Annotated in this window: 23 protein-coding genes and 1 riboswitch; of the genes, 10 read left to right on the top strand and 13 right to left on the bottom strand. The window is 62.6% G+C overall.

What is annotated here, in order from left to right:
* Positions 1-82: 82 nt before the first annotated feature.
* The 3 genes from P3T40_RS29615 to P3T40_RS29605 form a co-directional block, all read right to left on the bottom strand.
* Entirely contained in the window at positions 83-640 is a 558-nt protein-coding gene (locus P3T40_RS29615; RefSeq protein WP_429271255.1) for a ferritin-like domain-containing protein, read from the bottom strand.
* 84 nt (positions 641-724) lie between these two features.
* Complete coding sequence (locus P3T40_RS29610; protein WP_006052455.1) at positions 725-886, bottom strand: DUF1328 domain-containing protein; 162 nt, start codon at positions 884-886, stop codon at positions 725-727.
* Positions 887-912: 26 nt separating this feature from the next.
* The gene (locus tag P3T40_RS29605) at positions 913-1,089 is read right to left on the bottom strand and encodes a DUF1328 domain-containing protein (protein WP_429271254.1); all 177 of its coding nucleotides are present in this window, start codon (positions 1,087-1,089) and stop codon (positions 913-915) included.
* 207 nt (positions 1,090-1,296) lie between these two features.
* Here P3T40_RS29605 and P3T40_RS29600 point away from each other — a divergent pair, with 207 nt between their 5' ends.
* Positions 1,297-2,739, top strand: coding sequence for a sensor histidine kinase (locus P3T40_RS29600; RefSeq protein ID WP_429271253.1), 1,443 nt, complete (start codon positions 1,297-1,299; stop codon positions 2,737-2,739).
* A 189-nt stretch (positions 2,740-2,928) separates the two neighbouring features.
* On the top strand, positions 2,929-3,063 hold the full coding sequence (locus P3T40_RS29595; protein ID WP_074300036.1) for an entericidin A/B family lipoprotein: 135 nt from the start codon (positions 2,929-2,931) through the stop codon (positions 3,061-3,063).
* Between the two features lie 361 nt (positions 3,064-3,424).
* On the opposite strand, the gene P3T40_RS29590 is transcribed toward P3T40_RS29595, so the two are convergent.
* Positions 3,425-4,216, bottom strand: a complete 792-nt coding sequence (locus tag P3T40_RS29590; protein WP_429271252.1) for a DUF4397 domain-containing protein — start codon at positions 4,214-4,216, stop codon at positions 3,425-3,427.
* A 417-nt stretch (positions 4,217-4,633) separates the two neighbouring features.
* Between P3T40_RS29590 and P3T40_RS29585 the strand changes: the two genes are divergently transcribed.
* Positions 4,634-6,664 (top strand): FAD-dependent oxidoreductase, encoded by a 2,031-nt coding sequence (locus tag P3T40_RS29585; protein ID WP_429271251.1) that lies wholly within the window; start codon positions 4,634-4,636, stop codon positions 6,662-6,664.
* Positions 6,665-7,163: 499 nt separating this feature from the next.
* Here P3T40_RS29585 and P3T40_RS29580 read toward each other — a convergent pair whose 3' ends face one another.
* The 7 genes from P3T40_RS29580 to P3T40_RS29550 all read right to left on the bottom strand — a co-directional run bounded on the left by P3T40_RS29580 (position 7,164) and on the right by P3T40_RS29550 (position 12,603).
* Entirely contained in the window at positions 7,164-7,793 is a 630-nt protein-coding gene (locus P3T40_RS29580) for a type VI secretion system amidase effector protein Tae4 (RefSeq protein ID WP_429271250.1), read from the bottom strand.
* A gap of 2 nt (positions 7,794-7,795) precedes the next feature.
* Entirely contained in the window at positions 7,796-8,050 is a 255-nt protein-coding gene (locus P3T40_RS29575; RefSeq protein ID WP_429271249.1) for a PAAR domain-containing protein, read from the bottom strand.
* Positions 8,051-8,524: 474 nt separating this feature from the next.
* Positions 8,525-9,439: an EamA family transporter gene (locus P3T40_RS29570; protein WP_429271248.1), complete on the bottom strand. Its 915-nt coding sequence runs from the start codon at positions 9,437-9,439 to the stop codon at positions 8,525-8,527.
* A 410-nt stretch (positions 9,440-9,849) separates the two neighbouring features.
* Positions 9,850-10,110, bottom strand: a complete 261-nt coding sequence (locus P3T40_RS29565; protein WP_429271247.1) for a pentapeptide MXKDX repeat protein — start codon at positions 10,108-10,110, stop codon at positions 9,850-9,852.
* Positions 10,111-10,205: 95 nt separating this feature from the next.
* A complete protein-coding gene (locus tag P3T40_RS29560; protein ID WP_429271246.1) occupies positions 10,206-11,000 on the bottom strand; it encodes a molybdopterin-dependent oxidoreductase in 795 nt (264 codons plus the stop codon).
* 11 nt (positions 11,001-11,011) lie between these two features.
* On the bottom strand, positions 11,012-11,653 hold the full coding sequence (locus tag P3T40_RS29555; protein ID WP_429271245.1) for a cytochrome b/b6 domain-containing protein: 642 nt from the start codon (positions 11,651-11,653) through the stop codon (positions 11,012-11,014).
* A 116-nt stretch (positions 11,654-11,769) separates the two neighbouring features.
* A complete protein-coding gene (locus P3T40_RS29550; RefSeq protein WP_429271270.1) occupies positions 11,770-12,603 on the bottom strand; it encodes a DUF1223 domain-containing protein in 834 nt (277 codons plus the stop codon).
* Between the two features lie 518 nt (positions 12,604-13,121).
* Here P3T40_RS29550 and P3T40_RS29545 point away from each other — a divergent pair.
* The 5 genes from P3T40_RS29545 (at position 13,122) to P3T40_RS29525 (ending at position 19,893) form a co-directional block, all read left to right on the top strand.
* On the top strand, positions 13,122-13,532 hold the full coding sequence (locus P3T40_RS29545; RefSeq protein ID WP_429271244.1) for a GreA/GreB family elongation factor: 411 nt from the start codon (positions 13,122-13,124) through the stop codon (positions 13,530-13,532).
* 167 nt (positions 13,533-13,699) lie between these two features.
* Positions 13,700-13,818, top strand: a riboswitch (TPP riboswitch).
* A 90-nt stretch (positions 13,819-13,908) separates the two neighbouring features.
* The gene (thiC, locus tag P3T40_RS29540) at positions 13,909-15,840 is read left to right on the top strand and encodes a phosphomethylpyrimidine synthase ThiC (RefSeq protein WP_429271243.1); all 1,932 of its coding nucleotides are present in this window, start codon (positions 13,909-13,911) and stop codon (positions 15,838-15,840) included.
* Between the two features lie 303 nt (positions 15,841-16,143).
* Positions 16,144-16,668: a hypothetical protein gene (locus P3T40_RS29535; RefSeq protein ID WP_429271242.1), complete on the top strand. Its 525-nt coding sequence runs from the start codon at positions 16,144-16,146 to the stop codon at positions 16,666-16,668.
* Between the two features lie 427 nt (positions 16,669-17,095).
* Positions 17,096-18,697, top strand: a complete 1,602-nt coding sequence (locus P3T40_RS29530; RefSeq protein WP_429271241.1) for an L-lactate permease — start codon at positions 17,096-17,098, stop codon at positions 18,695-18,697.
* Between the two features lie 260 nt (positions 18,698-18,957).
* On the top strand, positions 18,958-19,893 hold the full coding sequence (locus P3T40_RS29525; protein ID WP_429271240.1) for a DMT family transporter: 936 nt from the start codon (positions 18,958-18,960) through the stop codon (positions 19,891-19,893).
* Between the two features lie 431 nt (positions 19,894-20,324).
* On the opposite strand, the gene P3T40_RS29520 is transcribed toward P3T40_RS29525, so the two are convergent.
* Together P3T40_RS29520 and bamC are read right to left on the bottom strand one after the other, a co-directional pair.
* Positions 20,325-20,516 carry a hypothetical protein gene (locus tag P3T40_RS29520; RefSeq protein WP_429271239.1) on the bottom strand — a complete coding sequence of 64 codons (192 nt, stop codon included), beginning with the start codon at positions 20,514-20,516 and terminating at the stop codon, positions 20,325-20,327.
* Between the two features lie 162 nt (positions 20,517-20,678).
* On the bottom strand, positions 20,679-21,914 hold the full coding sequence (gene bamC, locus P3T40_RS29515) for an outer membrane protein assembly factor BamC (protein WP_429271238.1): 1,236 nt from the start codon (positions 21,912-21,914) through the stop codon (positions 20,679-20,681).
* A 511-nt stretch (positions 21,915-22,425) separates the two neighbouring features.
* On the opposite strand from bamC, the gene P3T40_RS29510 reads away from it, so the two are divergent.
* Complete coding sequence (locus P3T40_RS29510; protein WP_429271269.1) at positions 22,426-22,848, top strand: DUF2844 domain-containing protein; 423 nt, start codon at positions 22,426-22,428, stop codon at positions 22,846-22,848.
* 12 nt (positions 22,849-22,860) lie between these two features.
* On the top strand, positions 22,861-24,132 hold the full coding sequence (locus P3T40_RS29505) for a DUF3443 domain-containing protein (RefSeq protein WP_429271237.1): 1,272 nt from the start codon (positions 22,861-22,863) through the stop codon (positions 24,130-24,132).
* Positions 24,133-24,177 lie beyond the last annotated feature (45 nt).

Genomic DNA, 24,177 nt, shown 5'->3' with positions numbered 1-24,177 from the left:
AAGACCGCTCCAGAGCAGACATTGTAATGACGTCTCGCCCCGAAGGGAGGCGAAACGTGCCTCCCATGCGTGCCGTGCGACCTCACTCGCGGCCTTCGAGCAGGTCCGCCATGTCGTCGGCATGCTCTTCCTCGACGGCCAGCACTTCCTCGAAAATCCGCCGCGTGGTGATGTCGTTCTCGCCCAGGTAGTGAATGATTGCGCGGTACGTGTCGATCGCGATCCGCTCGGCGATCAGGTTTTCGCGGATCATGTCGGTGAGGTTGTCGCCCTCCTTGTACTCCGAATGCGAGCGGGTTTTCAGGCCGTCAGGCGCGAAATCGGGCTCGCCACCCAGTTGCACGATGCGTTCGGCAAAGCGGTCGGCGTGCTCCTGTTCCTCAGTGGCGTGCTCGGCGAACTCCGCCGCGACGGCCTCCGAGTTGATGCCCTTGGCCATGAAATGGTGGCGTTTATAGCGCAGCACACAGACGATTTCTGTTGCAAGCGCATCGTTCAACAGCTTGAGCACCGTATCCTTGTCGGCGCTGTAACCCTGCGTGACCGAGCCATCGGACATATGCTTGCGGGCCTCGTCGCGAATCTTCTGCACATCCATCACGAAGGGATCGCGGGACTGGCTGGCTGGCTTGTTAGACATTGTGTTGCTCCTTTATCCGGTAGGGGGAACTGCGCATCCCGCACGAATCGCGCCTGATGCGCCGGTTGCGGAGACGGGCGGCGTCTACGTTCGGAACACACCGAGCAGCAACGTCACGACGAACACAACCAGGAAAATGTAGAACAGGATCTTGGCAATTTCTGCAGCACCTGCCGCGATGCCGGTAAAGCCGAACACGGCGGCAATAATGGCGATCACGAAGAATACGATTGCGTAGTGAAGCATGACGGCTCTCCTTCCTGAATTGGATGTCAATCAACGATCTTTTTCGTGACCACAAAGCCCAGCACGAGGAACAACACGCAGAGAATCAGGAACACCACGAACAGGAACTTCGCAATCGCCGCGGCGCCGGCTGCAATGCCGGTAAAACCGAACAAGCCGGCGATCAGAGCGATCACCGCGAAGATCAAGGCCCACTTCAGCATGATGGATTCCTCCGGAAACGAAGATTGAACTGACACAGTCATCCTAATGATCGATCGGGAGCACCGCATTCGGGCTCACGCCGTTTTTCGTGTGGGAATCCGCCGACATGGCATTACAGGCGCGTTACGATGGGGCGAGAACACCCCACCGCCCGACCGTTCGGGCGCCGCGACGGCTACACTGATGGCTCATAGAAGAACCAAGGCATGCAAAGGGAGCGAGACCTGACCGTGGCAACGAGACTCAACGAATGGATGCGTAACCGGAGCTGGGCAATTGCGATGACGGTCGCGATCGTCATCACGGTGGGCGGCCTCGTGATCCTTGAAACGGCCCGCGAGCGCATCGCCGCCGAGTACGAGAGCGCCCTCGAAGCCCGCGACGTCACGGTGCAGTTAAGCACGCTGGAAAGCCAGCTTGCGCTGCTGCGCGCCTACCAGAGCGACTTTCTCCTGACGAAGCAGACGGCCAACGCGCAAGCCTATTGTGCGACGGCGGCCCGTCTGCGCCAGACTGCCCAGCAGCTGAACGTCTACTATCGGCGCCGCGAAGCGGACAGTGCGGAGCTGGCGAGCTTCACCCAGGTCATGGGGCTGATCGACGCGCGTATCGGCGCAGGCGCCGCTGCACTGCAGCAGGCCGCGCCGCAACCGCTCGCACTGGCCGCCTGCGGTACCGCGAGCGGCGGCGCGGCGGTGGACAGCTCCCTCGTCGACAACACGCTGTCGCTGCTGCGCGATAACGAGGCGAACCGGGCACAACATGCCCTCGACGCGAGCCGTGCCGATCAGCGCATCTCGACGCTGTGTGCTGCGGCGCTGTCGGCGCTGAATATCGTCCTGTTCCTCCTGCTGTTTCGCAATCTCGGCATTCAGATCGACCGCCAGGCGCGCGTGCAGCGTCAGCTGGTCACCCAGCAGGAGGAACTCGACCAGCTCGTCACCGAGCGCACCCGCCAGCTCGAAGCGCTGGGCTGGCACCTGCAGGCTGTCAGCGAGAATGAGAAAACCCAGCTCGCGCGCGAACTGCACGACGAACTCGGCGCCATTCTGACCGCAAGCAAGATGGATGTCGCCTGGGCCAACCGCAAACTGAAGGACAGCGAACCGGCGGTGTCCGAGAAGCTCAAGCGCGCGCTGGCCAACCTCGATCAGGGCATCGCGCTCAAGCGCCGCATCATCGAAGACATGCGGCCCACCGTGCTGGCGAATTTCGGCCTCGTGACTGCCCTGCGCACGCTCGCCGACGAAGCCGCCCAGCGCAACAACTGGACGCTCGACCTGCAACTGCCCGAGGACGATATCCAGCTCGACGAGCAGACCGAAATCGCGCTCTTCCGCGTCGCGCAGGAATCGTTGACCAATGCGGCGAAGTACGCCCGCGCGTCGCGCGTCTCGATCGGCCTCGAGGTCGAGGATGCCCAGGTCGCGCTGTCGATTGCCGATAACGGCGTCGGCATCATGCCCGCGGATCTCAAGCGCACTCACACGCACGGTTTGCTCGGCATGCGCCAGCGCGTCGCGGCCCACGGTGGGCGCTTCGATATCCGGCGTGGCGTCCTGAGCGGCACCGATATTCACGTGGTGATGCCCTGCGTTAGCTCCGCCAGACCCTCGGTCGACGCTCCGCCAGCGGACACGGCGCTGTAGGACTGCTCCGACGCGAACAACGGACCACGCCTACACCAAAATCGCAACCGGGCTGACAGCGCTGAAACACCCCATTTCTTAAGATGCAATCAGACCGGATCGGCTGGCGTGATGCCCGGTCGGACGACAGCAAGCGCGCGCCAGCAGTCGGGCGCGTCAATCGAATGCATTCTTGAAAGGGGAACACTCATGACTCGACTCATCGCTTTGCTTCTCATTGCAGGGACTGCAGCACTCGCCGGTTGCAATACCATGGCAGGCGCCGGTCAGGATATTTCGAACGGCGGCCACGACCTGACCAATTCCGCCGAGCAGGCCAAGTAACGCATCCTTGGTAGCGCGGCTTGATGGCGCCCGAGCGGCGCCGTCGAGATCGCTTCAAGGCGATTAGCAAGTTAGGCCCGACGCGTTCGCGCGACGGGCCTTTTTGTATCTGACGTTCGCCAGCGCGAAGACCGCGAAGATGCAAGCGGTTACTTTGTCAGCACAGCAAACTGACTTGTCATGTTGGAAACGTTCAACTCACGCTCTCATCGCACCATAAACAAAGCGGCGATCCACCGCCGGTGGACCGCCGCCCTGCCCCTCCCTGCCTGGCCAATCTACATCCCCCCGTTCTTATGAACCGCTTTTGATCGTTGTTGACCGCTCATTAACCGCTCACTAACCTTTATTGACCCACCGCTTATTGACCCGTGAGCGTATTGCTCAATTCGATCGCCGGCGTACCGGTATTGCCGCCCTGTGCCACCAGCAAATGGATCTGGCCCGGCAACAACTGGCTCAAGGTGCCCGCGATCGGCACCGTCGTCACCAGCCAGTCGGCGTTGTTCCCAAGACTGAACCCCGCGGACTGGAAGATCGGCGTCTTGCTGCCGGCCGCCGTGGCGATCGCGACATACGTACCGCCCGACAGATACTCCGAGTCCTGGCCGGTAGCCGGCACAGCATTGCTGAACTGCACGCCGGCCATTGTCGGGCTCACGGTGTTGATGTTGGTACCCGCCGGCACGATATACAGATCGAGGTTGGTCGCATTCGCCGACGCGTTGAAAGCGCGCACGCGAGCATCGCTCGAGAGCAGCCCCTTGTCGAACGGATCGTCGATCAGGCCGATACCGGGCGACGTGAGCCCAGGCAAGGCGATCACGGTGTACTCATGGCCATTGGCAGCGTCCGGGAAGTTGCCGCTCGCGAGCGCCGTGGTCGTGCCCGTGTCGGCATACGCGACGTTGGTGTTACCCGTGTTGATGTTGGTGAAATTCGTCACGCCCAGATAGTTGATGTTGGTCTGTCCACCGGGTGCTTTGCCGTTGACAAGGAAGTCGACGGCCGGCCCGCCGGGAATGGCGTGGATGAAGTGGATTTCCGGATCAGTGATCCCGAGCGTTTTCGCCGCGTCGCTGCCGCTGCCGCCACACGCCGTCAAAACGGCCGCAACGCCAGCCAGCGCCGCCATGGTTCGGATGAGCTTCATGTATTCACCTATTTCGATGTCGGGCCTTGACCCATTAGTTATGTGAGCGCCCGATACGCCAGCTACCGCGTGAGCGAATGACTCGAACAGTGGCTGGCGGGATCGTTTTGGCGACGCCCCCTCCATATCCCTAGTGCACATGACGCGGCCGGCGAAACGCCGAACCGCTTCAGGTTGTTGCCCCCCTGCGGGACCCGGCGCGCAATGCCAGGTCCCGTAGGGCCGGTCGATATGGGACGTGTGCATTAGTGACGCTCGCATTCAGCAATCGGTGTGCCGCGTGCACCAGACTGGCGCCGGTGGCGTGGAAGCGGCTTGGTGGTCAACGAGTTCGAAGGATTAGAATTTTTCCTCGGAAGCCAGGAGCCAGGCGCGGTGTATCGTTCGTGCGCACCCCACTTTTACAAGGCCCGTTGCATGCCTTACCGACTCTTACTCTCCGAACTCGACCTCGGCTTCACGACCTTGCGCAACCGCGTGGTCATGGGTTCGATGCATACGGGCATGGAAGACCGCTTCTGGAACTACCCGAAGCTCGCCGCCTATTTCCGCGAGCGCGCCAAGGGCGGCGCCGGCCTGATCATCACGGGTGGCATCTCACCGAACCGGCAAGGCTGGCTGCTGCCGTTCGGCGGCACGCTGAACTCGGTGTTCGACCTGCGCAATCACCGTTTGCTAACAGAGGCGGTGCATGCGGAAGGCGGCAAGATCGCGCTGCAGATCCTGCACGCGGGGCGCTATGGCTATCAGCCGTTCGTGGTGTCCGCGTCGGCACTCAAGTCGCCGATTTCGAAATTCAAGCCGCGGGCGTTGACACTCGCGGGTATCGCGAAGACGGTGCGTGATTACGCCCGCTGCGCGCGTCTCGCACAACGCGCCGGCTACGACGGCGTCGAGATCATGGGCAGCGAAGGCTATCTGCTCAACCAGTTCCTCTGTCCGCGCACCAACCAGCGCACCGACCGTTATGGCGGCAGCCTCGAGAACCGGTTGCGACTCGCGCGGGAGATTGTCGAAAGCGTGCGCGCCGCGTGCGGCGAACATTTCATCGTGGTGTACCGGCTGTCGCTGATCGATCTGGTGGAAGGCGGCAACACGTGGGACGAAACCGTGCAGGTCGCGCAGGCGCTCGAAGCGGCGGGCGTAACGATGTTCAACACCGGAATCGGCTGGCACGAAGCGCGTGTGCCGACCATCGTGACCTCGGTGCCGCGCGCCGCCTTTGCGCCGCTCAGCGCGCGCCTGAAGGCCGCCGTCAAGGTGCCGGTGATCGTCTCGAACCGCATCAACACGCCCGAGGTCGCCGAAGACCTGCTCGCCCAGGGTGCCGGCGACCTGGTGTCGCTCGCGCGGCCGCTGCTTGCCGATCCCGACTTCGTCATCAAGACCGCCGAGGGACGCACGCACGAAATCAATACCTGCATTGCCTGCAATCAGGCCTGCCTCGATCACACGTTCCAGAACCGGCGCGCGAGTTGCCTCGTCAATCCACGTGCAGGACGTGAAACGGAACTGGTGTACCGGCCGCTTGCCGGGCGAGAGACGCCGCGTGCGATCGCCGTGGTGGGCGCGGGTCCGGCGGGACTGTCGGCGGCGACGGTGGCCGCTTCGCGCGGCCATCGCGTGACGCTGTTCGATGCGAACGCAACGATCGGCGGACAGTTCAATCTCGCGATGCGCGTGCCCGGCAAGGAGGAATTCAGCGAGACGATCCGCTATTTCCAGAGCCAGTTGCAGCGGCACAGTGTCGACGTGCGGCTCGCCACGCGCGTCGATGCGACGCTGCTCGCCACAGGCGGCTACAACGACGTGATCCTCGCCACCGGTATCGTGCCGCGACGACCGGCGATTGCCGGCATCGACGGGCCGAATGTGCTGACCTACGTCGACGTGCTGCGCGGCGCGCCGGTGGGACGCAGCGTCGCGGTGATCGGCGCGGGCGGCATCGGCTTCGATGTCAGCGAGTTCCTGCTGCATCATCCCGGCGAGCCGTTGCCGCAGCCGCGCGACGCGTGGCTCGATGAATGGGGTGTCGACCTGACGGTGCGCGAGCGCGGCGGTCTCAAGGGGCCGTTGCCTGTGCAACCCGTGCGCGATATATGGCTGTTACAGCGCAAGGCGGGCAAGCTCGGCGCGGGGCTCGGCAAGACCTCAGGCTGGGTCCATCGGGCCACGCTGGTACGCAACGGCGTGCGTATGCTCGACGGTGTGACGTATCTGGAGATCGGCGAGCGTGGCCTGAAGATCGCGCGCGAAGGCACCGAGCAGTGGCTCGACGTGGAGACCATCGTGATCTGCGCCGGCCAGGATTCGTTGCGCGATCTGCAGCCTGCCATACCGCCAGTTGACGGGCCGCGCTATCACGTGATCGGCGGTGCGGCACTCGCCACTGAACTGGATGCGAAGCGGGCTATTCGGGAAGGGGCGGAACTGGCGGCGCGGTTGTAGCGCATGTCCTTTAGCGCCCCAGTTCGCCCACGCCCCCTGCATTGCGTACCTACACATCGGATCGAATCATGTTTCGATCAGCCATCAAGGAGGCTTTACCAAATTTGTCAGGTGGCTTAGCGTCGCCGGTATCTGTCGGCCTTATGACAAACACACCGTGCGACGGCTATTCCACGCATCGCGCTTTACACAAAGTAATCCGCTGCGTATAGCGCAAGAACCAACACCGTTACGCCAAAGCAACTGCAGGCCCATTTTCTCACCGACCATCTTTGCCATGCGACTGCGTTAATCATCGCGAGAATAATTGCAGGGCCAAATATGTACAAACTCAGAAATAGCCAGCCCCACCAAGGGAAGGGGCACTTTCCGATTTCACGGCATCCCGTCGCTATCCGATCATGGTGGCGCGACCAGTGGAAATGACTTAGCACGGATAGGCAGAGCCACGTAAAGCAGAGACCGTAGGCAAAGCCGCCGAAGCTCACCGCGCATCGTTTCACTTGATCTCCCAATACAAAATCGACTTCGACCCGGCAAGATCGGACCAACTAATGTCTGGCAACACCGTCGCACCTTGCCGAAACGATGAAAACCCAAGGCGTCGGCTAAGCGTTGCAAGGGCATCCGGCGCACTGCTAATCGTCAACCGCGAGCCGTTCCATAGGTCAATATGTCCGCCGCTTGCGTTCGCCGCGCCTTCGCCGTCCCGCGCCCAGTAACGCGAAAACTGGATGATCCCCGTTCGGCCCTTGACCTTTGATTCCCAGTCTGCGCCAGTAATATCCTCTGCCTTGGGCAATCCGGCGAACGGCTGCAATCTCAACCATTCGCCCAACTCGTCCGCTCGGGTCGCCGTGGCCTTCCCATCGAGAATAATTCGCCCAATGCTCTTTTGACCGGAGAGGGGTTTGATCAGCTTTTCAGAGAACGACTTCATTTCGATTCCCACGCCGTGAAACGTGACGCTCATGCGAATGGCGCACTGATCGTTGTATGCGGGATTATCGTAAGGGTTGCCGATGGGATAGTTATCCCACAGATCCTCAAAAGTTAGCACCTTCAGTTCTACCACCTTAACGGAACCGGGTGACGAGTTCGTTCTAACTACCGTCGGTTTGTTTGGCATTGTCAGTTTCCTTGTTGCTTCGCAAGGGCTTTACACGGACACAGCACCTGATCGCCGTCAACAACCACGACGCGCCCCTTTTCGGACATTCCCTGACCGGTGCCGAATATCTTGAATACGCCCTTGCAGTTGCCGCAGGTTGCTTCGTCGCCGCTCAGCGCAACCTTCTTGCCGTCGTCGTGAATCGTGGACGAGTAAGCTATGACAAAACCACGCGTCGTGGTCGGGTCGCCGTGCCTCACCGCTGCCTTACGCATGGGTGTCTCCTCCGTCGAGAAGCACGCCGATGGCTGCGAACAAATAGGTGAATTTATGGGGTGTGTCTTGCTTTAAAGGCTTCACGGGTCAGTCTCCTGCGGGGTCGAAATACTTATCCCTGGAGCCTGCCTCTTGTAGTCGAAACGCGATATTGGACGCATCTGAGAAATGCGTCAGGAAACTCCGAAAATATGTCGGGCGTAGATGCTCACATCGGAATGGGATCACGTGTGCCTATGGGTTCCATCTCCCAGCGCCGCGAGCATTTTTTGAAGCGTTAAATCATGAATATGACCGCCTACAACGAGGGCGAAAGCCCGATCCGCGTCATACTAGGTCACGACGCGATCAACGATTCGCAGATCGACGCAGGCGCAATCTTGGAACTGGATGTGCGAGGTGGCGTGATCGAGCTTCGCGAACTGGAGGTGAGCAAAGCGGCAACCACCAACCCGCAGCGCCAACAAATAAACTCACACCGAAACGCGCCGGCGATCAAACCAGAACGACAAGCCGACGCTCGCCAGAATCACGACCGTCGCGATCACTGTCGCGCTCGTCACCGGCTCGCCGAGCAGTAGCGCGCCGAGCGCGACGGCCACTACCGGATTCACGTACATGCAACTGCTGGCGATGATCGGGCTCGTGTGCCGGATCAGATAGCCATACGCGACATACGCGGCCATGGTGCCCACCAGCATCAGGTAGAGAAACGCCAGCACCGGCAGAAAATGCACTTCGGCCATGCGCTCGCCCGAAACCCAGGCGACGATCGTCGACATCGCCCCACCGAGGCCAATCTGCAACGAGGTGGACAGAAACAGATCCGACGGCAGTTTCAGGCGGCCGGCGAGATGAGCGCCGCCGGCCCAGAAAAGCGCGCCGCACAGAATCGCCAGGCTGCCGCCGGCCGAACCGCTCGCGCCGCCGCCATGGCTCAGAATCGCAATCCCGACCAGACCGAGGCCGACCGCAAACCATTCGCCCCGCCCAATCTTGCGCCCCGCTACGGCGGCAATGACGGTGGCGAACAACGGCACCGTGGCCACCATCACGGCGGCCGTGCCGGTGCCGACGGTGCGCATCCCGTAGGCCAGCATGCCGCTCGACAGCCCGACCAGCATCGTGCCAACGAGGCCGGCGTTGCGGATTTCGGCGGCGCTCGGCCAGACCGGGTCGCGGCGCGCGGCGAACACGAACAGGCCAATCCCGGCAAACAGGTTGCGCAAGCCGGACATCAACAGCGGTGGGAATGAGCCGAGCGCCACGTGCACGGCCAGATAGGTGGAACCCCACACGAGGTAGACGACACCGAGCGCGAGCGCGATCCGGCCGTTACGGGATTGGGGCAGACGGAGTGGAAAACGGCGGGGAAATTGCAGCGACATGCGTTCAACCCGCCTCTACCGTTCGAGGCCTTGCGCCCCCGCTGGTGACCCTGAGGCCGGATGGCGGGCGCCGCATTGCGAATGCGGCCTGACGGGCAAGACTGAAAGACATGGCGGTAGAACAGGGAGAATGACGAGGGACGGCAAATACAGGCCCATCAAGGCGCCCGGGCCGTCACGATACGCCGTGCAACCTCAGCCGCCTGACAGCAGCGGGTATTCGCCGGCAAGCCGGCGAGCACCCTGGTGCGCCAACCGTTCAGCGCACCGCAGCATTATGCAGGAACGCCGTCAGTCAGCCATGAAAGAATCGTAAATTCTGTATCCGTCAAACAGTCAGGCCGGGGATTTACCCCGGCCTGAGCTTGCCACGCCTGAATGGCTCACACGAACCCGGGATGGAACCCGGATCAGTTGGCCATCGCGCCCGATGCTTCGTGCTTCATGCCCATTGCATCATTACCCTTCTTCGTGTCTTTGGACATGGAGTCCTTCGACATATTGTCCTGCTTCATGGCGTCCTTCCCCATCGTGTCTTTCGCCATGCTGTCCTTCTTCATGGTGTCGTGCGACATCGCGTCATTCGACATGGCTCCGCTTGCCTGTGCGAAGGCTGCCGTGCCGCTTGTCAGAAAAGCCACGGCCAGTGCTGCGATTGCGAACTTCTTCATGGGATTACTCCGTTTGTTGTGGATAGAGAGAGCCGGTCATGCCGGCGTGTTTCCGAAGCTTCTGCCGCTCGAGGGTCGGGCCCAACCCGCGCGCGTCAGGAGCCTCCGAACCAGTTGTAGCCCTGGTCGACCCAATAGCCGCCAGGGTACGTATTCGTGACGAACATCTCGACGATGTGCTTCGGATTCTTGTAGCCGAGCTTGGTCGGCATGCGCAGCTTCATCGGGAATCCATATTTCGCGGGCAAACGCTCACCGTCGTATTCGAACGTGAGGAGCGTCTGCGGATGCAGGGCCGTCGCCATGTCGATGCTTTCGTAGTAGTCGTCAGCGCATTTGAAGCCGACGTACTTCGCGCTCGTATCGGCGCCAACGCGGCGCAGAAAATCGGCGAATGGCGTGCCGCCCCAGCGGCCGATCGCACTCCAGCCTTCCACGCAGATGTGTCGCGTGATCTGCTCGGCATGCGGCAGCGCGTACAGCTCGGGCAAGGTCCATGTGCGCTGGCCGGTGACGAGACCGCTCACTTTCAGTCGGTAGTCCGTGGGGTCGACCACGGGCGCCTGGTCGACGTCGTAGAACGCGTTGAACGGGAACGGCCGCGTGATCTGCGCTTCGGTGTAGGTGGGTGCGAGTTGCTGAGGATCGAAGATAAAGGCCTGGGCGCGATCGTTCAGACGCGAGACAGCCGTGAGAAACGCGTTCACCGATTTGTCGTCGGTGAGCGAGCAACCGGTCAGCATCGACAGGCCACCCAGCGTCAGCAACTGTTTGCCGAACAGGCGCCGTGACGGCATGTCGAGTTCACGGCGTGCATCGATCAGGATCGATTCGCGGTCAAGCTGGCTCGAGAGAATACGGCGGGCCGGTTTTTTGTCTTGTGTGGTCATGGTAATAGTCCTTAGCGGCCGCGCAGCATCGCCAGCAGCGAGCGCGGAACGAGTGCCACCATCGCCAGATGCACGACGATAAAAGCGGCCATCAGCGACATCGCGCAGAAGTGCACGATGCGCGCGTTGTCGTAGCCACCCATCAGTTCGCGCAGCAGCGGAAATTGCACCGACTTCCAGATCGCGAGGCCCGAGAGCACCAGCACGATCAGATCGCACACCACGAACAGATAGGCGAATTTCTGTACCGCGTTGTAGATGCGCAGATCGGCGTGCGAGAGTTTGCCGGTCAGCGCAGCGATGAAGTCGTGCAGGATGGCGCGCGGCGCGAGCGGCAGAAACTTGCGGAAGAAGCGCAGGCTCGCCAGGTTGAGCGCGAGATACACGAGGCCGTTGAAGAACAGCAGCCACATGGCCGCGAAGTGCCATTGCAACGCGCCGCCGAGCCAGCCGCCCAGCGTGAGCGAAGGCGGGAACACGAAGCCCTTGAAGATCGGCGACGCGTCGTAAATGCGCCAGCCGGAGAGCATCATCGTGATCGCTGCAAGCGCATTGAGCCAGTGCGTGACGCGTACCCAGACCGGATGAATCGGACCGGTGCGCAGCGGCGCAGCGGGCGGCGCTGTGTCGGATAAAGGGTGAGGGGTTGCCATTTGGATCTCCGTGAATCAAGGACTTGTGGCGCTGCTGGTGGCACGTGTTTGCGGACGTCTGAGACATCGGCCAACCTCGGCCGCACACAGCGGACCTCGACAAATGTCAGGGTCCTTCAGTGGCAGGTAGCCAGTTCGGCCACCTGCAGTACCTCGCCCGTAGCGGCGTTTTCGACGAAGGCGACCACTCCGAACTTGCCGGCTTGCGCGTGGCTGTCTGCCGCATCAGCGGGATCGAGGGCGATCTCGCGGCGAATCTGCGCACTACCTTCCGCGAGCGGCACTGGCCCGATCCATTGCCGCACAACACGTTCGTGATGCAGGGTCGCGCCGTTGTTTTCGCCGGCGCGCACCTGCGAAGTCAGTGCGTTCTCATAGACGGCGACGTAAGCGTTCAACGGGTCGTGCGTAGCGGCTTTGGACGTGAAGCGCGCATCGACGCCGAAGCCGTTCGTGCCTTGGGCGGGCGGCGCAAGTTCAAGCGCGACGTCGGCCTGCGCCGGCTCGGCGGTCACCTTGTGGATACGCTCGTCGAAGCTCTCGGGCTGCGACCAGCTGCGCAATTCACGGCCCGATACGAAGATTTCCGGTGTGTAGATCGTGTGGCCGCCGGCGAGATCGGTCAGAGTCTGCTGCCGTTCGGTGAAGCGATGCTGGGAGAAGCGGTCGGTCCAGCCGAGGCTGTTCCAATAGTCGACATGCAAGGCAAGCGGCACGATGCCTTGAGCGGCGCCGCTGTCTTTCCACTGGCCGAGCCAATGGTCCGCCGGCGGACAGCTATTGCAGCCCTCGCTGCTGTATAGCTCCACCAGCGCGACACGGTGAGCCGGGCTGTGCGCCGTGCACATCGCACCGGCGGCCTGAGCGACGCCGCTCGTGGCAAGCGCGGCAAGAATCACGACGGCGCGCACGAAGGGCGAGTCGGCAAAGCGGCGGGTGACCGGATGCATGAGCGGACGTATGAGCGGTTGCATGAACGAACGCATAAGCGGATGCACGCGGGGATGCATGGCAGGCTCCATCAAGAAATCTGCACGTTTGTCGGCGCGCGTTCGCCGTTATGACAGCGGATCTGAAAATTATTTGTGAGAGGGAAACAACAGCTGCGCGGCCGTCGCAATCCGCTGCGTCAAAACGAGTCAGCCGGGGCCACGGAAACCGATCCCCCAGCGTGCTACCATCGACCTACTGTGTGTGCCGTCTCGTTCGGCACTTCTTCTCACAATCTCTGCCGACTTCCCCATGCGTACTCCGTTCAACCGTGCCCTGTCCCGTCTGCGCCTGCGCAGCGCGGCCGGCTGCGCGCGCGCCGGAGATTCGCATCGCACCTCCCGTCAGCGAACGCTCCCGCTCTCCGCTGCCCGGCGTCTGACCTGAATGCACCTCCTGACCGGAGCCGCATGGGTCGGGCTCCGGGCCGATCTCGTACGCTCGCTGTCCCTTACACAGATCGAAATGGAGAACCGTCATGAAGACGACCAAAACCTGCTATCTCACCGAACTCGACGTCGCCCGTCTGGAAAAACACGCTGCCATGCCCGGTGCAGATGCGCGGCTGCAAGACATGCTCGATGAGCTGTTGCTGCGCGCGGTAATCGTGGATGCACACGACATCCCCGCCAACGTCGTCACGATGAATTCGCGCGCCACGCTCGCCGACCAGGCAAGTGGCGAACACATGACCTGGACGGTGGTGTACCCGCCGAACGCCGATTTCGGCAGTGGTCGCCTAAACGTGTTTTCGCCGGCCGGCCTCGCGTTGCTGGGGGCAAAACGCGGCGAGACGATCCGCTTCACGCCGCCGAGCGGCGCGCAACAGACGCTGAAGATCGAGCAGATCCTGTTTCAACCCGAAGCCGCCGACGATTTCACGCTGTAGGCGCCGCGGACGCTATAGGCGAGTGAATGCCACCTTACATGTTGCGGCGCATCACACGGCGCAGCCTAATCGAGACAAGCCTCCTCGGCTGTAAGCCGGACCAGAATCGGGCAACGCCCATTTTGAGACCGGTTGCCAAGCACCGGGCGTCCGGTGTATCGTGTGCGCTGCTAACGCGGGGGTCCTGCGTCGCACAGGGGTTGGAGGTCTGTGCTGCGTGGGTGAGAAATACCCTTTGAACCTGATCTGGATAATGCCAGCGCAGGGAAGCGTACGGAATTCGCAAAGCAGCACCGCCTCATCCTCTGGCGAATTCCGACAACTTCCGTCTCGTCTCCTGCTTAGCGGCCCCATATTGCTTTGCATGGAGATCCGCATGAACGCCAATCCGAAATTCCTTTCCGCCGACGCTCACGTCGATGCGGCCGCTGTCGCCCCGCTGCCGAATTCCCGCAAGATCTACGTTACTGGCTCGCGCCCCGATATCCGCGTGCCAATGCGCGAAATTACCCAGTCGGACACTCCGGACAGCTTCGGCGGCGAGAAGAATCCGCCCGTGTTTGTCTACGATACGTCGGGCCCCTACTCCGATCCCGAAGCGCAGATTGACATCCGCGCCGGTCTGCCAGCACTGCGCCAGCGCTGGATCGAAGAACGCAACGACACCGAAGCTTTGAGCGGCCTGACCAGCGACTACGGCCGCGAACGCGCCGCCGATCCGGCTACGACCGAACTGCGCTTCCAGGGCCTGCACCGCACGCCGCGCCGCGCCAAGGCCGGTGCCAATGTTTCGCAGATGCACTACGCGCGTAAAGGCATCATCACGCCGGAGATGGAGTACATCGCGATCCGCGAAAACCAGCAACGCGCTGCGTATCTGGAGACGCTGAAGACGAGCGGCCCGAACGGCGAAAAGCTCGCTGCGATGATGGGGCGTCAGCACCCGGGCCAGGCATTCGGCGCAAGTGCATTCGGTCCGAATGGCCTGACGGAAATCACGCCTGAATTCGTGCGCGAAGAAGTCGCACGCGGCCGCGCGATCATCCCGAACAACATCAACCACCCGGAAAGCGAGCCGATGATCATCGGCCGCAACTTCCTCGTGAAGGTGAATGCGAATATCGGCAACTCGGCGGTGACCTCGTCGATCGGCGAAGAAGTCGACAAGATGACGTGGGCGATCCGCTGGGGCGGCGATACGGTGATGGATCTCTCCACCGGCAAGCACATCCACGAAACGCGCGAATGGATCATCCGCAATTCGCCGGTGCCGATCGGCACGGTGCCGATTTATCAGGCGTTGGAAAAGGTCAACGGCAAGGCCGAAGACCTGACGTGGGAAATCTTCCGCGACACGCTGATCGAACAAGCCGAGCAAGGCGTCGACTACTTCACGATTCACGCCGGCGTGCGTCTGCAATACGTGCCGCTCACAGCGAAGCGCATGACGGGCATCGTCTCGCGCGGCGGCTCGATCATGGCGAAGTGGTGTCTGGCTCACCACAAGGAAAGCTTCCTGTACGAGCACTTCGAAGACATCTGCGAAATCATGAAGGCCTATGACGTGGCGTTCTCGCTCGGCGACGGCCTGCGTCCTGGTTCGATCTACGATGCCAACGACGAAGCGCAATTAGGCGAACTAAAGACGCTCGGCGAGCTCACGCAGATCGCGTGGAAGCACGACGTGCAGACGATGATCGAAGGCCCGGGTCACGTGCCGATGCAGCTCATCAAGGAAAACATGGACCTGCAACTGGAATGGTGTGACGAAGCGCCGTTCTACACGCTCGGACCCTTGACCACCGACATCGCCCCTGGCTACGACCACATCACGTCGGGCATCGGCGCGGCCATGATCGGCTGGTTCGGCACTGCGATGCTCTGCTACGTGACGCCGAAAGAACACTTGGGCCTGCCGAACAAGGACGACGTCAAGACCGGCATCATCACGTACAAACTCGCGGCACACGCGGCGGACCTGGCGAAGGGCCATCCGGGTGCGCAGGTACGTGACAACGCGCTGTCGAAGGCACGCTTCGAGTTCCGTTGGGAAGACCAGTTCAACCTCGGTCTCGACCCGGACAAGGCACGCGAATTCCACGACGAAACGCTGCCGAAGGACTCGGCCAAGGTCGCGCATTTCTGCTCGATGTGCGGCCCGCACTTCTGCTCGATGAAGATCACCCAGGACGTACGCGAGTTCGCAGCGCAGCAAGGCGTATCCGACGACGAAGCCTTGAAGAAAGGCATGGAAGTGAAGTCGATCGAGTTCATGAAGAAAGGCGCTGAGATTTATCAGCGGCAGTAAAGCCCGCGGGCGAGTATGGCGGCGCTCGCAGCATTTGCCGCCGCACTCGCTTGCCTGCTAGTCATGAATGCAGCATTGAGCCCGCCCCCAGCGGGCTCTTTCATTTATGACGCGCCCTCGACGACGCACAGGGCGCCGCCCCGAGCCATTTCCTCTCAACAATCCACTGAAATAAGCGGTAACGACTTTGCAACCTGACAAGCGACGGCGCGGCGTAAGCTGAGAAGATGATGCCGTTTTGCGCATCCGTTGCGCGCCATTAATATCAACCGTCGCGGCATCCAGACGTATCAGGAGCGTGCCATGAGTTTTCTTTCGGCTACCAGCCGCCTCGCCGCCGGGGCCGTGGTGCTTGCCCTCGCAGGCTGTTACTACCCCTACGGCTACTATCCCTACGGCGCGAACGGCTATTACGCCACGGTGCCGGGTTCGTCTACCCAGACCGCAGTCCCGGTAACCGCTAGTGGCGAACCGCAACCGGCCTTGAACAACCATGACCCTATCCCGGCCCCGCCGCCGCCGTCGGTCACGGCTTCGGGTTCTTACACGGTGCCGTCCGCGTCGTACGCGGCGACCCAACAACAGCAGGTCTATGTGCCGGCGCCCGCGCCCGCTTATCCGGCCTATCCCGCTCCGGCTTACTATCCCTACCCAGCCTACCCTGCCTACTACGGCTACGGCTACGGTTATGGCTATCCGTACTACGGACCGTCGGTCTCGATCGGCTTTACCGGATTCTGGGGCGGCGGTTGCTGCTGGGGCGGCGGCTGGCACGGCGGCGGTGGCTGGGGTGGCGGCTGGCACGGCGGCGGCGGTCATTGGCATTGAGTTTTACGCCCGGTTTTGCGATCACGCACCTGGCTATGAGCGGCGGCGAGCGGTCCAAATGGCCGCGCCCGCCGCGACGCTTTAGCACTACGGCGCCCGTCGGCCTCTGCACTACCCCTGCATCAACTCACTCTCCACTCCAAAACATCCAATCTGACCGCAACGCCAACCCGGCGCCATCTGCCGGTCAGCCACAAGTCACCTGACCGCCATCCGCGTCACTAAGTGCCGCTTCTCCCGTAGTTTCCCGTCTTGACTGCGCCAGCGTTAGCTCTATGCTGGAAACGGCATGTGCACTATCTATTTAAATACGCGATTCCGGTGCTGTTCCCACACGCAGCCATACCGTCATCCGTCCTGCCTAATCCGACGCGTCACATAACACGCAGTCCGTCGCGCCGACTCGAACAACAAAGAAGGAGACGTGATGTTTCACCAACTGTTGACCCCCATCGGCAATTCGCTCTTGCCGTCGTTCCTCGTCGCCGCGCTACCAATCCTGGTCGTGCTGGTGCTGCTCGGCTGGGCCCGGCGCCCGGCCTGGCAGGCCTCGCTCGCCGGACTGATCGTCGGGCTGCTGGTGGCGATCTTCGGCTGGCAGTTTCCGGTCGGGCTCGCCATCAACACTGTGGTCGCCGGCGCCGTATTCGCGTGCTGGCCGATCATGTGGATCGTCGTCACCGCGATCCTGCTGTACAACATCGCGCAACGCTCGGGCCGCTTCGCCGCGTTCCGCATGTGGATGATCGACAATCTGCCGAACGACCGGCGCATCGTGCTCGTCGTGATCGGCTTCTCGTTCGGCGCACTGCTCGAAGGCATCTCCGGATTCGGCACGCCGGTTGCCATCACCAGTTCGCTCTTGATCATGCTCGGCTTCCCGACGCTCGAAGCCCTGACCTTCACGCTGATCTTCGACACCGCGCCGGTAGCGTTCGGCGCGCTCGGCGTGCCGGTCACCGTGCTCGCCGCGGTCACGCACCTGCCTGCCGACAGCCTCGCCCAGATGATCGGCCGCCAGTTGCCGTTCTTCGCGTTCCTGCTGCCGTTCTATGTGATCGCCGTGTATGCGGGCTTTCGCAACATGCTGCGCATCTGGCCGGTGCTGCTGGTGGCCGGCGGCAGCTTCGCCGTCACCCAGTTCATCTCCTCGAACTACCTCAACTACAGCCTGACCGACGTGCTCTCGTCATTGGTCTCGCTGATCGTGACGGTGGCCTTCCTGAAGGTCTGGAAGCCCGCCCCGGATCCGAAGTTCGCCGTCAATATCGAACGCCTCGCCGAAGTGCGCGACAGCAAGATCAGCGGCGCGCAGGGCTGGTATCCGTGGATCATCGTCTCGGTGGTCGTGATCGTCTGGACCATCGCCAAGGTGTTCACGATCGGCGACGTCAAGGTGCCGTGGCCCGGTCTCGACAAGGCGGTCTACATCACGTTGTACCACACGCCGTATGGAGCCATCTGGGACTTCCAGCCGCTCGCCACCGGCACGGCGATTCTGGTTGCGGCGATCATCACTGCGCTGCTGGTGCGCATCTCCGTGGCTGAATTCGGCCGCGCGATCGTCGATACCTGGGTGCAGACGCGCATCGCCATCCTGACGGTGGCGACGATCGTGGGGCTCGCCTATCTGATGAACTACTCGGGGCTCACCTACACGCTCGGCCTCGGTGTAGCGTCGGTGGGCGCGTTCTTCCCGCTGGTGTCGGCCTTCCTCGGCTGGATCGCAGTGTTCCTGTCGGGTAGCGACACCTCCGGCAACGCCCTGTTCGGCAACCTGCAGGTGGTGGCGGCCAACCAGCTCAACCTGAACCCGATCCTGATGGCGGCAACCAATTCGTCGGGCGGTGTGATGGGCAAGATGATCTCGCCGCAGAACATTTCCACCGGCGTCGCGACAACCGAACTCAAAGGCAAGGAAGGCGTCGTGTTTGCGAAGACGTTCAAACACTCGCTGATCCTCACGATCGTGCTCGGCATCATCGTGTGGCTGCAGCAGAACTACCTGCAGTGGATGATTCCGCATTGAGCTAGCGCTCGCAGTCATGACGAAGGGGCACGCCCGCGGGCGTGCCTTTTTTTGCCCCGCACCCTGGCTTCTGTCAATTTTTCTCACATATCAGTGAGAATTGATCGTTTTACGCCGAGCGCCGCGACGCCTACGCTTAACCCCGTCGAACCGGCCACAGCAAAGCGATCTTGCTGTTTCATTCCAGCGTGAAGTATTCGCGAAACCGCGCTGGTACCATCTCTTCGCGTCTCGACTCAACCGCGCGCGGCGTGCCTTCCATGAATTCCAAAAGCATAGTCCAGCTTCTCGTCCTCGCAGCCCTGTGGGGTGCCTCGTTCCTCTTCATCCGGGTCGGCGTGACCGACTTCGGAGTCGCGCCGCTGATGGCCTTGCGCGTCGGCATCGGTGCGGTGTTTCTCGTGATCGTGCTGTTTGCGAGGCGCCCGGTGCGCCAGTCGCTTACGACCCTGCGCTCCCGTGCGCTGCCGCTGCTCGTGGTGGGCATCCTGAATTCGGCTGCACCCTTCTGCCTGTTTGCCTACGCGGAGTTGACGCTGGCGGCGGGCGTCACCTCGGTGATCAACGCAACCGCGCCGCTGTGGGGCGCGCTAGTGGCCTTCCTGTGGCTCAAGGACCGGCTGAGTGCGCTGCGCAGCGTGGGCCTCGTGATCGGCTTCCTCGGGGTATCGATGCTCGTGTGGGATCAGATCACGGGATCGCCTGGCGGCAGCGCGACGCCCATGACCGTGGCGCTCGCCGCCGGGGCCGGCCTCGGCGCGACGCTGCTCTACGGCATTGCCGCCAACTATACGAAGCGCTATCTGACTGGCGTCGACGCCCTCATCGTCGCCACCGGCACCATGATCGGCGCCACCGTCGTGCTGGTGCCGATCGCGGCGATCTACTGGCCAGCCACTCCGATCTCGCTGCACGCGTGGGGTGCGGTCATTGCACTGGGCATCGCCTGCACCGGCGTTGCCTACATGCTGTACTTCCATCTGATCGCCACCGTCGGTCCGGCGCGCGCCATCACCGTGACGTTCGTGGTCCCGATCTTCGGCATCCTGTGGGGCGCGCTGTTCCTCGCCGAAAGCGTGTCGGCGGGCATGCTCGAAGGCGGCGTGGTGATCCTGACCGGTACCGCGCTCGCAACCGGCGTGGTCAAACGGATTCCGTGGGTGGGGCCGCGCCACCATAGCCGCGCCGATACCTGAAAGCGTTGCACGCGGCGCCGTCCCCAAGCGTCGCGTCCACTCGAAACGCCATCCCGGAACTCCCTCTCGCCAACCGCTCAGCCAAAAAATAACCCGCGCTCCAATGGAGCGCGGGCGAAACCGTCGCCCTACGAGGATAGGCGACGGGGCCACCGGGGCCCGCGCGTCAAGCGCGCAGGCCGTCATCGGGCAAAGCACCGGCTGGTCGGCCGGCACCAACAATCATCACGTTTCGAGGTGGGTAGACGTCGTCAGTTGCATGAGCGGCTGCCACTCGGCCATCGGGCCCCATGAGGTAGATAAAAGCAGCTTGCGTGCCATGCTGAAATGCTGTTGACACACCGCTGCAAGCCTTTGATTTTTATATTTATTTTTTAACCCCCTAAGCAGATCTGGCTGGTTTCCGAAGCGCGTTACGCCGTAACGTCACGTTACGTGCGGTCTGCACACGCGGTGACAGAGGCCGCGCGGGCTCGCCGCGTCCACCATCTGGCGCGCGGCGCCGGATGACGTGCGCGCATCAGGGTGCGCTCAGACTCTTTTGCCGACAGCGCTGCGCCGCACACGAGCGCGAGAACGAGCAGGCTAACTGCCCACATCCAGTAGGGAATGACGTCGAACATGGCGGGTCTCCTTTGTCATGGTTCTCCCAGACAAGCAAACTCCATGCGAACGACATGGCCCCGACGGGTAGGGGCGGTACGGCCGCTCGAGGCCGGGCCAGGGCTATAAAAAAACCCGCCTGGAAACCATTCCAGGCGGGTTTTGACTGAGCTGACGGCGAATCAGCGCAACTGATCGACCACGAGGCTCATGATCTCCTTGGCCGGCTGCGACGCGTCGATATTGCCCTTGTCGTCGACCACCGCTATGCGGGTCTGGTCCGGCGTAACCGCGCGCACGTTCAGGAGGTACTGCTTGGCAACCTTTTCGGTCTTGCCGTGGAACACCTGGCTCCAGAAGCCCTGCTCGGCGGACCTCATATCCTTCGGATCCACGTAGCGGATCGAATACAGGCCGCGCGTGCGGTCGCGATTGTCGACCGTGAAGTTGCTGCGGTCCAGCGCGATGCCCACGCGCACCCAAGCGCGGTCATACGGCTCGCCCAGCGTGAGTTCGGTGGACGTGTATTGCGCCGAGGTGTTCGACGTCTCGTTCTGATCCGGCACGGGCGGTTGCGTCGACAGGGCGACGTTTTCCGCAGCGGCCTTGGCGGCGGCGGAGTTCGCTCCCGCGGTTGCCGCGCCCGGCGCCGTCTGCGCGCCAGCCGGCGACAGGGCCGTGCTCTGCGTCGTGCTGCCCGCTGCGGAACGCGAATCGGCCAGTGCCAGCGACGCCATCAGGCGCTTCAGGTATTCCGTTTCGAGACCCGGATCGTTCGGCTTGGGCTGCCACGTCGTCGAGTCGTTATTGGTGCCGGAGAGAGCCTCCTGCATGCCCTTCTGGCTGATGAACACGTAGGTGCCGCCGTTCGGCGCCGCTTCAAGGCGGGTCCGGTATTTGTTGCGTTCCGACGCCACGTACGAGTTGCCCATTGCCTTCGACAGCGTACTGCGGATCAGGCCGTCGTTGATCGACGCATGGGTTTCGTTCCAGTCCGTCTCCATCACGCCCTTGTCGCGCTGGTCCACCACCAGCAGGAAACCCTGCTCCTGCCAGAACCGGCGGATCTGCGCCCAGGCCTGATCAGGGGTCTTGTTGTCGAGCACGAGCCAGCTCTCGGTGCCGTCACGCTGGATATGCATGCCCTGGACCACCGGCGCTACCGTCAGGTCGGAAACCGGTGCCTGCGCCTGAACCTGCTTGAGGGCAGACAACGACGTCTCGCCGCCCTGCGGCGGAAGCGAGCGCTGATCCGACGTCTCATCGATCATGTTCGGCGGCACGGCCAACGACGCCTGCTTGGATTTTGAGTCGCTCTTGTAGTCAATCTGGGTCGGCGACGAGGTACCACAGCCGGCGACCAGCCCGCCTGCCATCAGCAATACTGCATACCGCTTGGTAAGACGAAGATGAGTCATGTTCAGGGAATCCTTCCGCTACGCCACGGCAAGTTTCCGTGGATCAACCCGTTATTTTACCGATCCCGGACGCACATGTGCAAAAAGCCGGTTTAGCGGCCGCGTGACGGGGCCTCAAAGGCGATTTTGAGCGGCCACATTTACGGCTCGCCGGACGGGTGAAACGCGGCGCCAAATCCCGCGAATTGGCCTCGAGTTCGCCAGGAAATCCTGTGTTGCGGACGCCTTGACGGCCCGACGCGCACGCGCAATTTAACAGTTCACAACAATCCTCACACCATTGTCAGAGCGCTCTGTCAGAAGCACTATCCCGTTGTTTTATCGAGCCATTTCCGACACTCCCGGCCGCTGTTTTTGAGATTTCAGAACGGCACGCTCTGCCCCGCCAGTATTGATGAGGAAACCTCAGTGATATCTTGAATTAACCATCTTGAAAAGAACGAAGAGGCCAGCCATGCGGGTGTCGAGGATGATCCCAATCCCCATTTGTGGAAGCGTCGCGTTGTCGGCGATGCTGACTGTCTTACTTTCCATCACAGACGCCTACGCCGCGCTCGGCGGCACCGTGGCCGCCACATCAGGGAGCGCAAACGCCGCGCCGGTGGGGCTGCTGAACGGCGCGGTGCAGATGCGCACGCGTGTCGACACGGGCGGCACAACCGTCAACGAATTCGCGTCCAGCACGGGCCAGATCGTCGCCTACAGCTGGCAAGGGCCGACGATGCCCGACCTGCCGGCGCTGCTCGGCGCCTACAACGCCTCCTACCGGGCCGGCGCGGCCGAGGGGTTCGCCGCCGGCCAGGACCTGCACGCGTCGCGCGTGGTCCGCTCCGACGTGGTCGTGGAGTCGGGTGGCCAGATGCGCAGCTATGTGGGCCGCGCATGGCTGCCCAGAGCGCTGCCCGGCGGCGTCACGCCTGCCGATCTGCCCTGAAGGAGCACGCTCATGCCGACCCGCATCGTGTCCCTGCTCCTGCTATGCAGCGTGCTAGGCAGCTTCCTCGCCGCCTGCGGCGGAGGGGGCGGAAACGCCAACACCGGCACAACCGGTGCGGCCGCCGCGCCAGCCGCAGCCTCCGGTGCGGCAAGCGCGCCGCTCGCCGGCGTCCCGCCCAGTAGCCCGGTGGCGATTCCCCAGTCCAGCACGCCGAACGTCCAGCCAATCGCCGTGGCCGCGGCACCCGGACTGACCCGCAATATGCTGACCACCAGCATCACGGTCTGCGCGCCCGGCACCAGCAACTGCGCGACGATTGACAACATTCAGGTCGACACCGGCTCCCAGGGCCTGCGTATCCTCGCCTCGGCGCTGCCGGCCAGCCTGCAACTGGCGGCGCTGCCGTCCGGAGGCGGCACGGCTGGCGAGTGCGCGGTGTTCGGCGGCGGCTACACCTGGGGCGCAGTGCGCAGCGCGGACGTGCGGATGGCCGGCCAACTCGCCGCCTCGCTAGCGATCCAGCTGATTGCCGATCCAACCGTTCCCACCGTGCCGTCCGACTGCGCCGGTTCTGGCCTCGCCATGCAGACGACCACGCTCTTGCGCAGCAACGGGATTTTGGGGGTCGGACTGTTCGCGGCGGATTGCGGCAGCGCCTGCGCGAATGCCGCCCTGCCGCGCTGGTATTACAGTTGCACCGCGAGCGGCGCCCGACAGGCCAGCATCCAACCGCTCGCCCAGCAGGTCACAAATCCGGTGAGTGAATTCGCCCTCGATAACAACGGTGTGGTCATCGACCTGCCTGCGGTCGCCGATACCGGCGCGCCGTCGGTCGCGGGATCGCTGATTTTCGGCATCGGCACCCAGGCCGATAACGTGCTCGGCGGCGCGACGGTTCTGCGGGCGAATTCGCAGAGCGGCTACGTGACGACGGTCAGCGGCGGCCAAACCTACTCGCAGAGTTATCTGGACAGCGGCTCGAATGCGCTCTTCATCGCCAACGCCGGGTTGCCCGAATGCGGCCTGTGGTATTGCCCTGCTACGCCGCTATCTGCTACCGCGAGCATCGCTGGCACCGACGGCACCATTTCCACGGTCGCCTATTCGATCGGCAATTCGACCGCTCTGTTCAATAGCGGGAACAACGCCTTCGACAATCTTGCCGGCATCACCGGCAACAGTTTCGGCTGGGGCCTGCCGTTCTTCTATGGGCGTCGTATCTATACCGCAATCGAATCACGCCTGACCTCGGCGGGCGCCGGTCCTTACTACGCGTTCTGAACGCGCGGCGGATTTATCGGACTTCTGCACACGGCGGCGGGAGGC

The sequence above is a fragment of the Paraburkholderia sp. EB58 genome (assembly GCF_050436665.1).
Taxonomy (GTDB): Bacteria; Pseudomonadota; Gammaproteobacteria; order Burkholderiales; family Burkholderiaceae; genus Paraburkholderia.
This window is presented reverse-complemented; position numbering and strand designations above follow the sequence as displayed.

What these genes read in the sequence shown, in the direction of transcription:
- P3T40_RS29570 (WP_429271248.1), bottom strand. Translation starts at nt 9,439, where the DNA reads ATGTCGCTGCAATTTCCCCGCCGTTTTCCACTCCGTCTGCCCCAATCC.
- P3T40_RS29560 (WP_429271246.1), bottom strand. Translation starts at nt 11,000, where the DNA reads ATGACCACACAAGACAAAAAACCGGCCCGCCGTATTCTCTCGAGCCAG.
- thiC (WP_429271243.1), top strand. Translation starts at nt 13,909, where the DNA reads ATGAACGCCAATCCGAAATTCCTTTCCGCCGACGCTCACGTCGATGCG.
- P3T40_RS29550 (WP_429271270.1), bottom strand. Translation starts at nt 12,603, where the DNA reads ATGCATCCGGTCACCCGCCGCTTTGCCGACTCGCCCTTCGTGCGCGCC.
- P3T40_RS29555 (WP_429271245.1), bottom strand. Translation starts at nt 11,653, where the DNA reads ATGGCAACCCCTCACCCTTTATCCGACACAGCGCCGCCCGCTGCGCCG.
- P3T40_RS29535 (WP_429271242.1), top strand. Translation starts at nt 16,144, where the DNA reads ATGAGTTTTCTTTCGGCTACCAGCCGCCTCGCCGCCGGGGCCGTGGTG.
- P3T40_RS29565 (WP_429271247.1), bottom strand. Translation starts at nt 10,110, where the DNA reads ATGAAGAAGTTCGCAATCGCAGCACTGGCCGTGGCTTTTCTGACAAGC.
- P3T40_RS29585 (WP_429271251.1), top strand. Translation starts at nt 4,634, where the DNA reads ATGCCTTACCGACTCTTACTCTCCGAACTCGACCTCGGCTTCACGACC.
- P3T40_RS29525 (WP_429271240.1), top strand. Translation starts at nt 18,958, where the DNA reads ATGAATTCCAAAAGCATAGTCCAGCTTCTCGTCCTCGCAGCCCTGTGG.
- P3T40_RS29580 (WP_429271250.1), bottom strand. Translation starts at nt 7,793, where the DNA reads ATGCCAAACAAACCGACGGTAGTTAGAACGAACTCGTCACCCGGTTCC.
- P3T40_RS29595 (WP_074300036.1), top strand. Translation starts at nt 2,929, where the DNA reads ATGACTCGACTCATCGCTTTGCTTCTCATTGCAGGGACTGCAGCACTC.
- P3T40_RS29505 (WP_429271237.1), top strand. Translation starts at nt 22,861, where the DNA reads ATGCCGACCCGCATCGTGTCCCTGCTCCTGCTATGCAGCGTGCTAGGC.
- P3T40_RS29545 (WP_429271244.1), top strand. Translation starts at nt 13,122, where the DNA reads ATGAAGACGACCAAAACCTGCTATCTCACCGAACTCGACGTCGCCCGT.
- P3T40_RS29605 (WP_429271254.1), bottom strand. Translation starts at nt 1,089, where the DNA reads ATGCTGAAGTGGGCCTTGATCTTCGCGGTGATCGCTCTGATCGCCGGC.
- P3T40_RS29600 (WP_429271253.1), top strand. Translation starts at nt 1,297, where the DNA reads ATGCAAAGGGAGCGAGACCTGACCGTGGCAACGAGACTCAACGAATGG.
- P3T40_RS29615 (WP_429271255.1), bottom strand. Translation starts at nt 640, where the DNA reads ATGTCTAACAAGCCAGCCAGCCAGTCCCGCGATCCCTTCGTGATGGAT.
- P3T40_RS29590 (WP_429271252.1), bottom strand. Translation starts at nt 4,216, where the DNA reads ATGAAGCTCATCCGAACCATGGCGGCGCTGGCTGGCGTTGCGGCCGTT.
- bamC (WP_429271238.1), bottom strand. Translation starts at nt 21,914, where the DNA reads ATGACTCATCTTCGTCTTACCAAGCGGTATGCAGTATTGCTGATGGCA.
- P3T40_RS29610 (WP_006052455.1), bottom strand. Translation starts at nt 886, where the DNA reads ATGCTTCACTACGCAATCGTATTCTTCGTGATCGCCATTATTGCCGCC.
- P3T40_RS29530 (WP_429271241.1), top strand. Translation starts at nt 17,096, where the DNA reads ATGTTTCACCAACTGTTGACCCCCATCGGCAATTCGCTCTTGCCGTCG.
- P3T40_RS29520 (WP_429271239.1), bottom strand. Translation starts at nt 20,516, where the DNA reads ATGTTCGACGTCATTCCCTACTGGATGTGGGCAGTTAGCCTGCTCGTT.
- P3T40_RS29575 (WP_429271249.1), bottom strand. Translation starts at nt 8,050, where the DNA reads ATGCGTAAGGCAGCGGTGAGGCACGGCGACCCGACCACGACGCGTGGT.
- P3T40_RS29510 (WP_429271269.1), top strand. Translation starts at nt 22,426, where the DNA reads ATGCTGACTGTCTTACTTTCCATCACAGACGCCTACGCCGCGCTCGGC.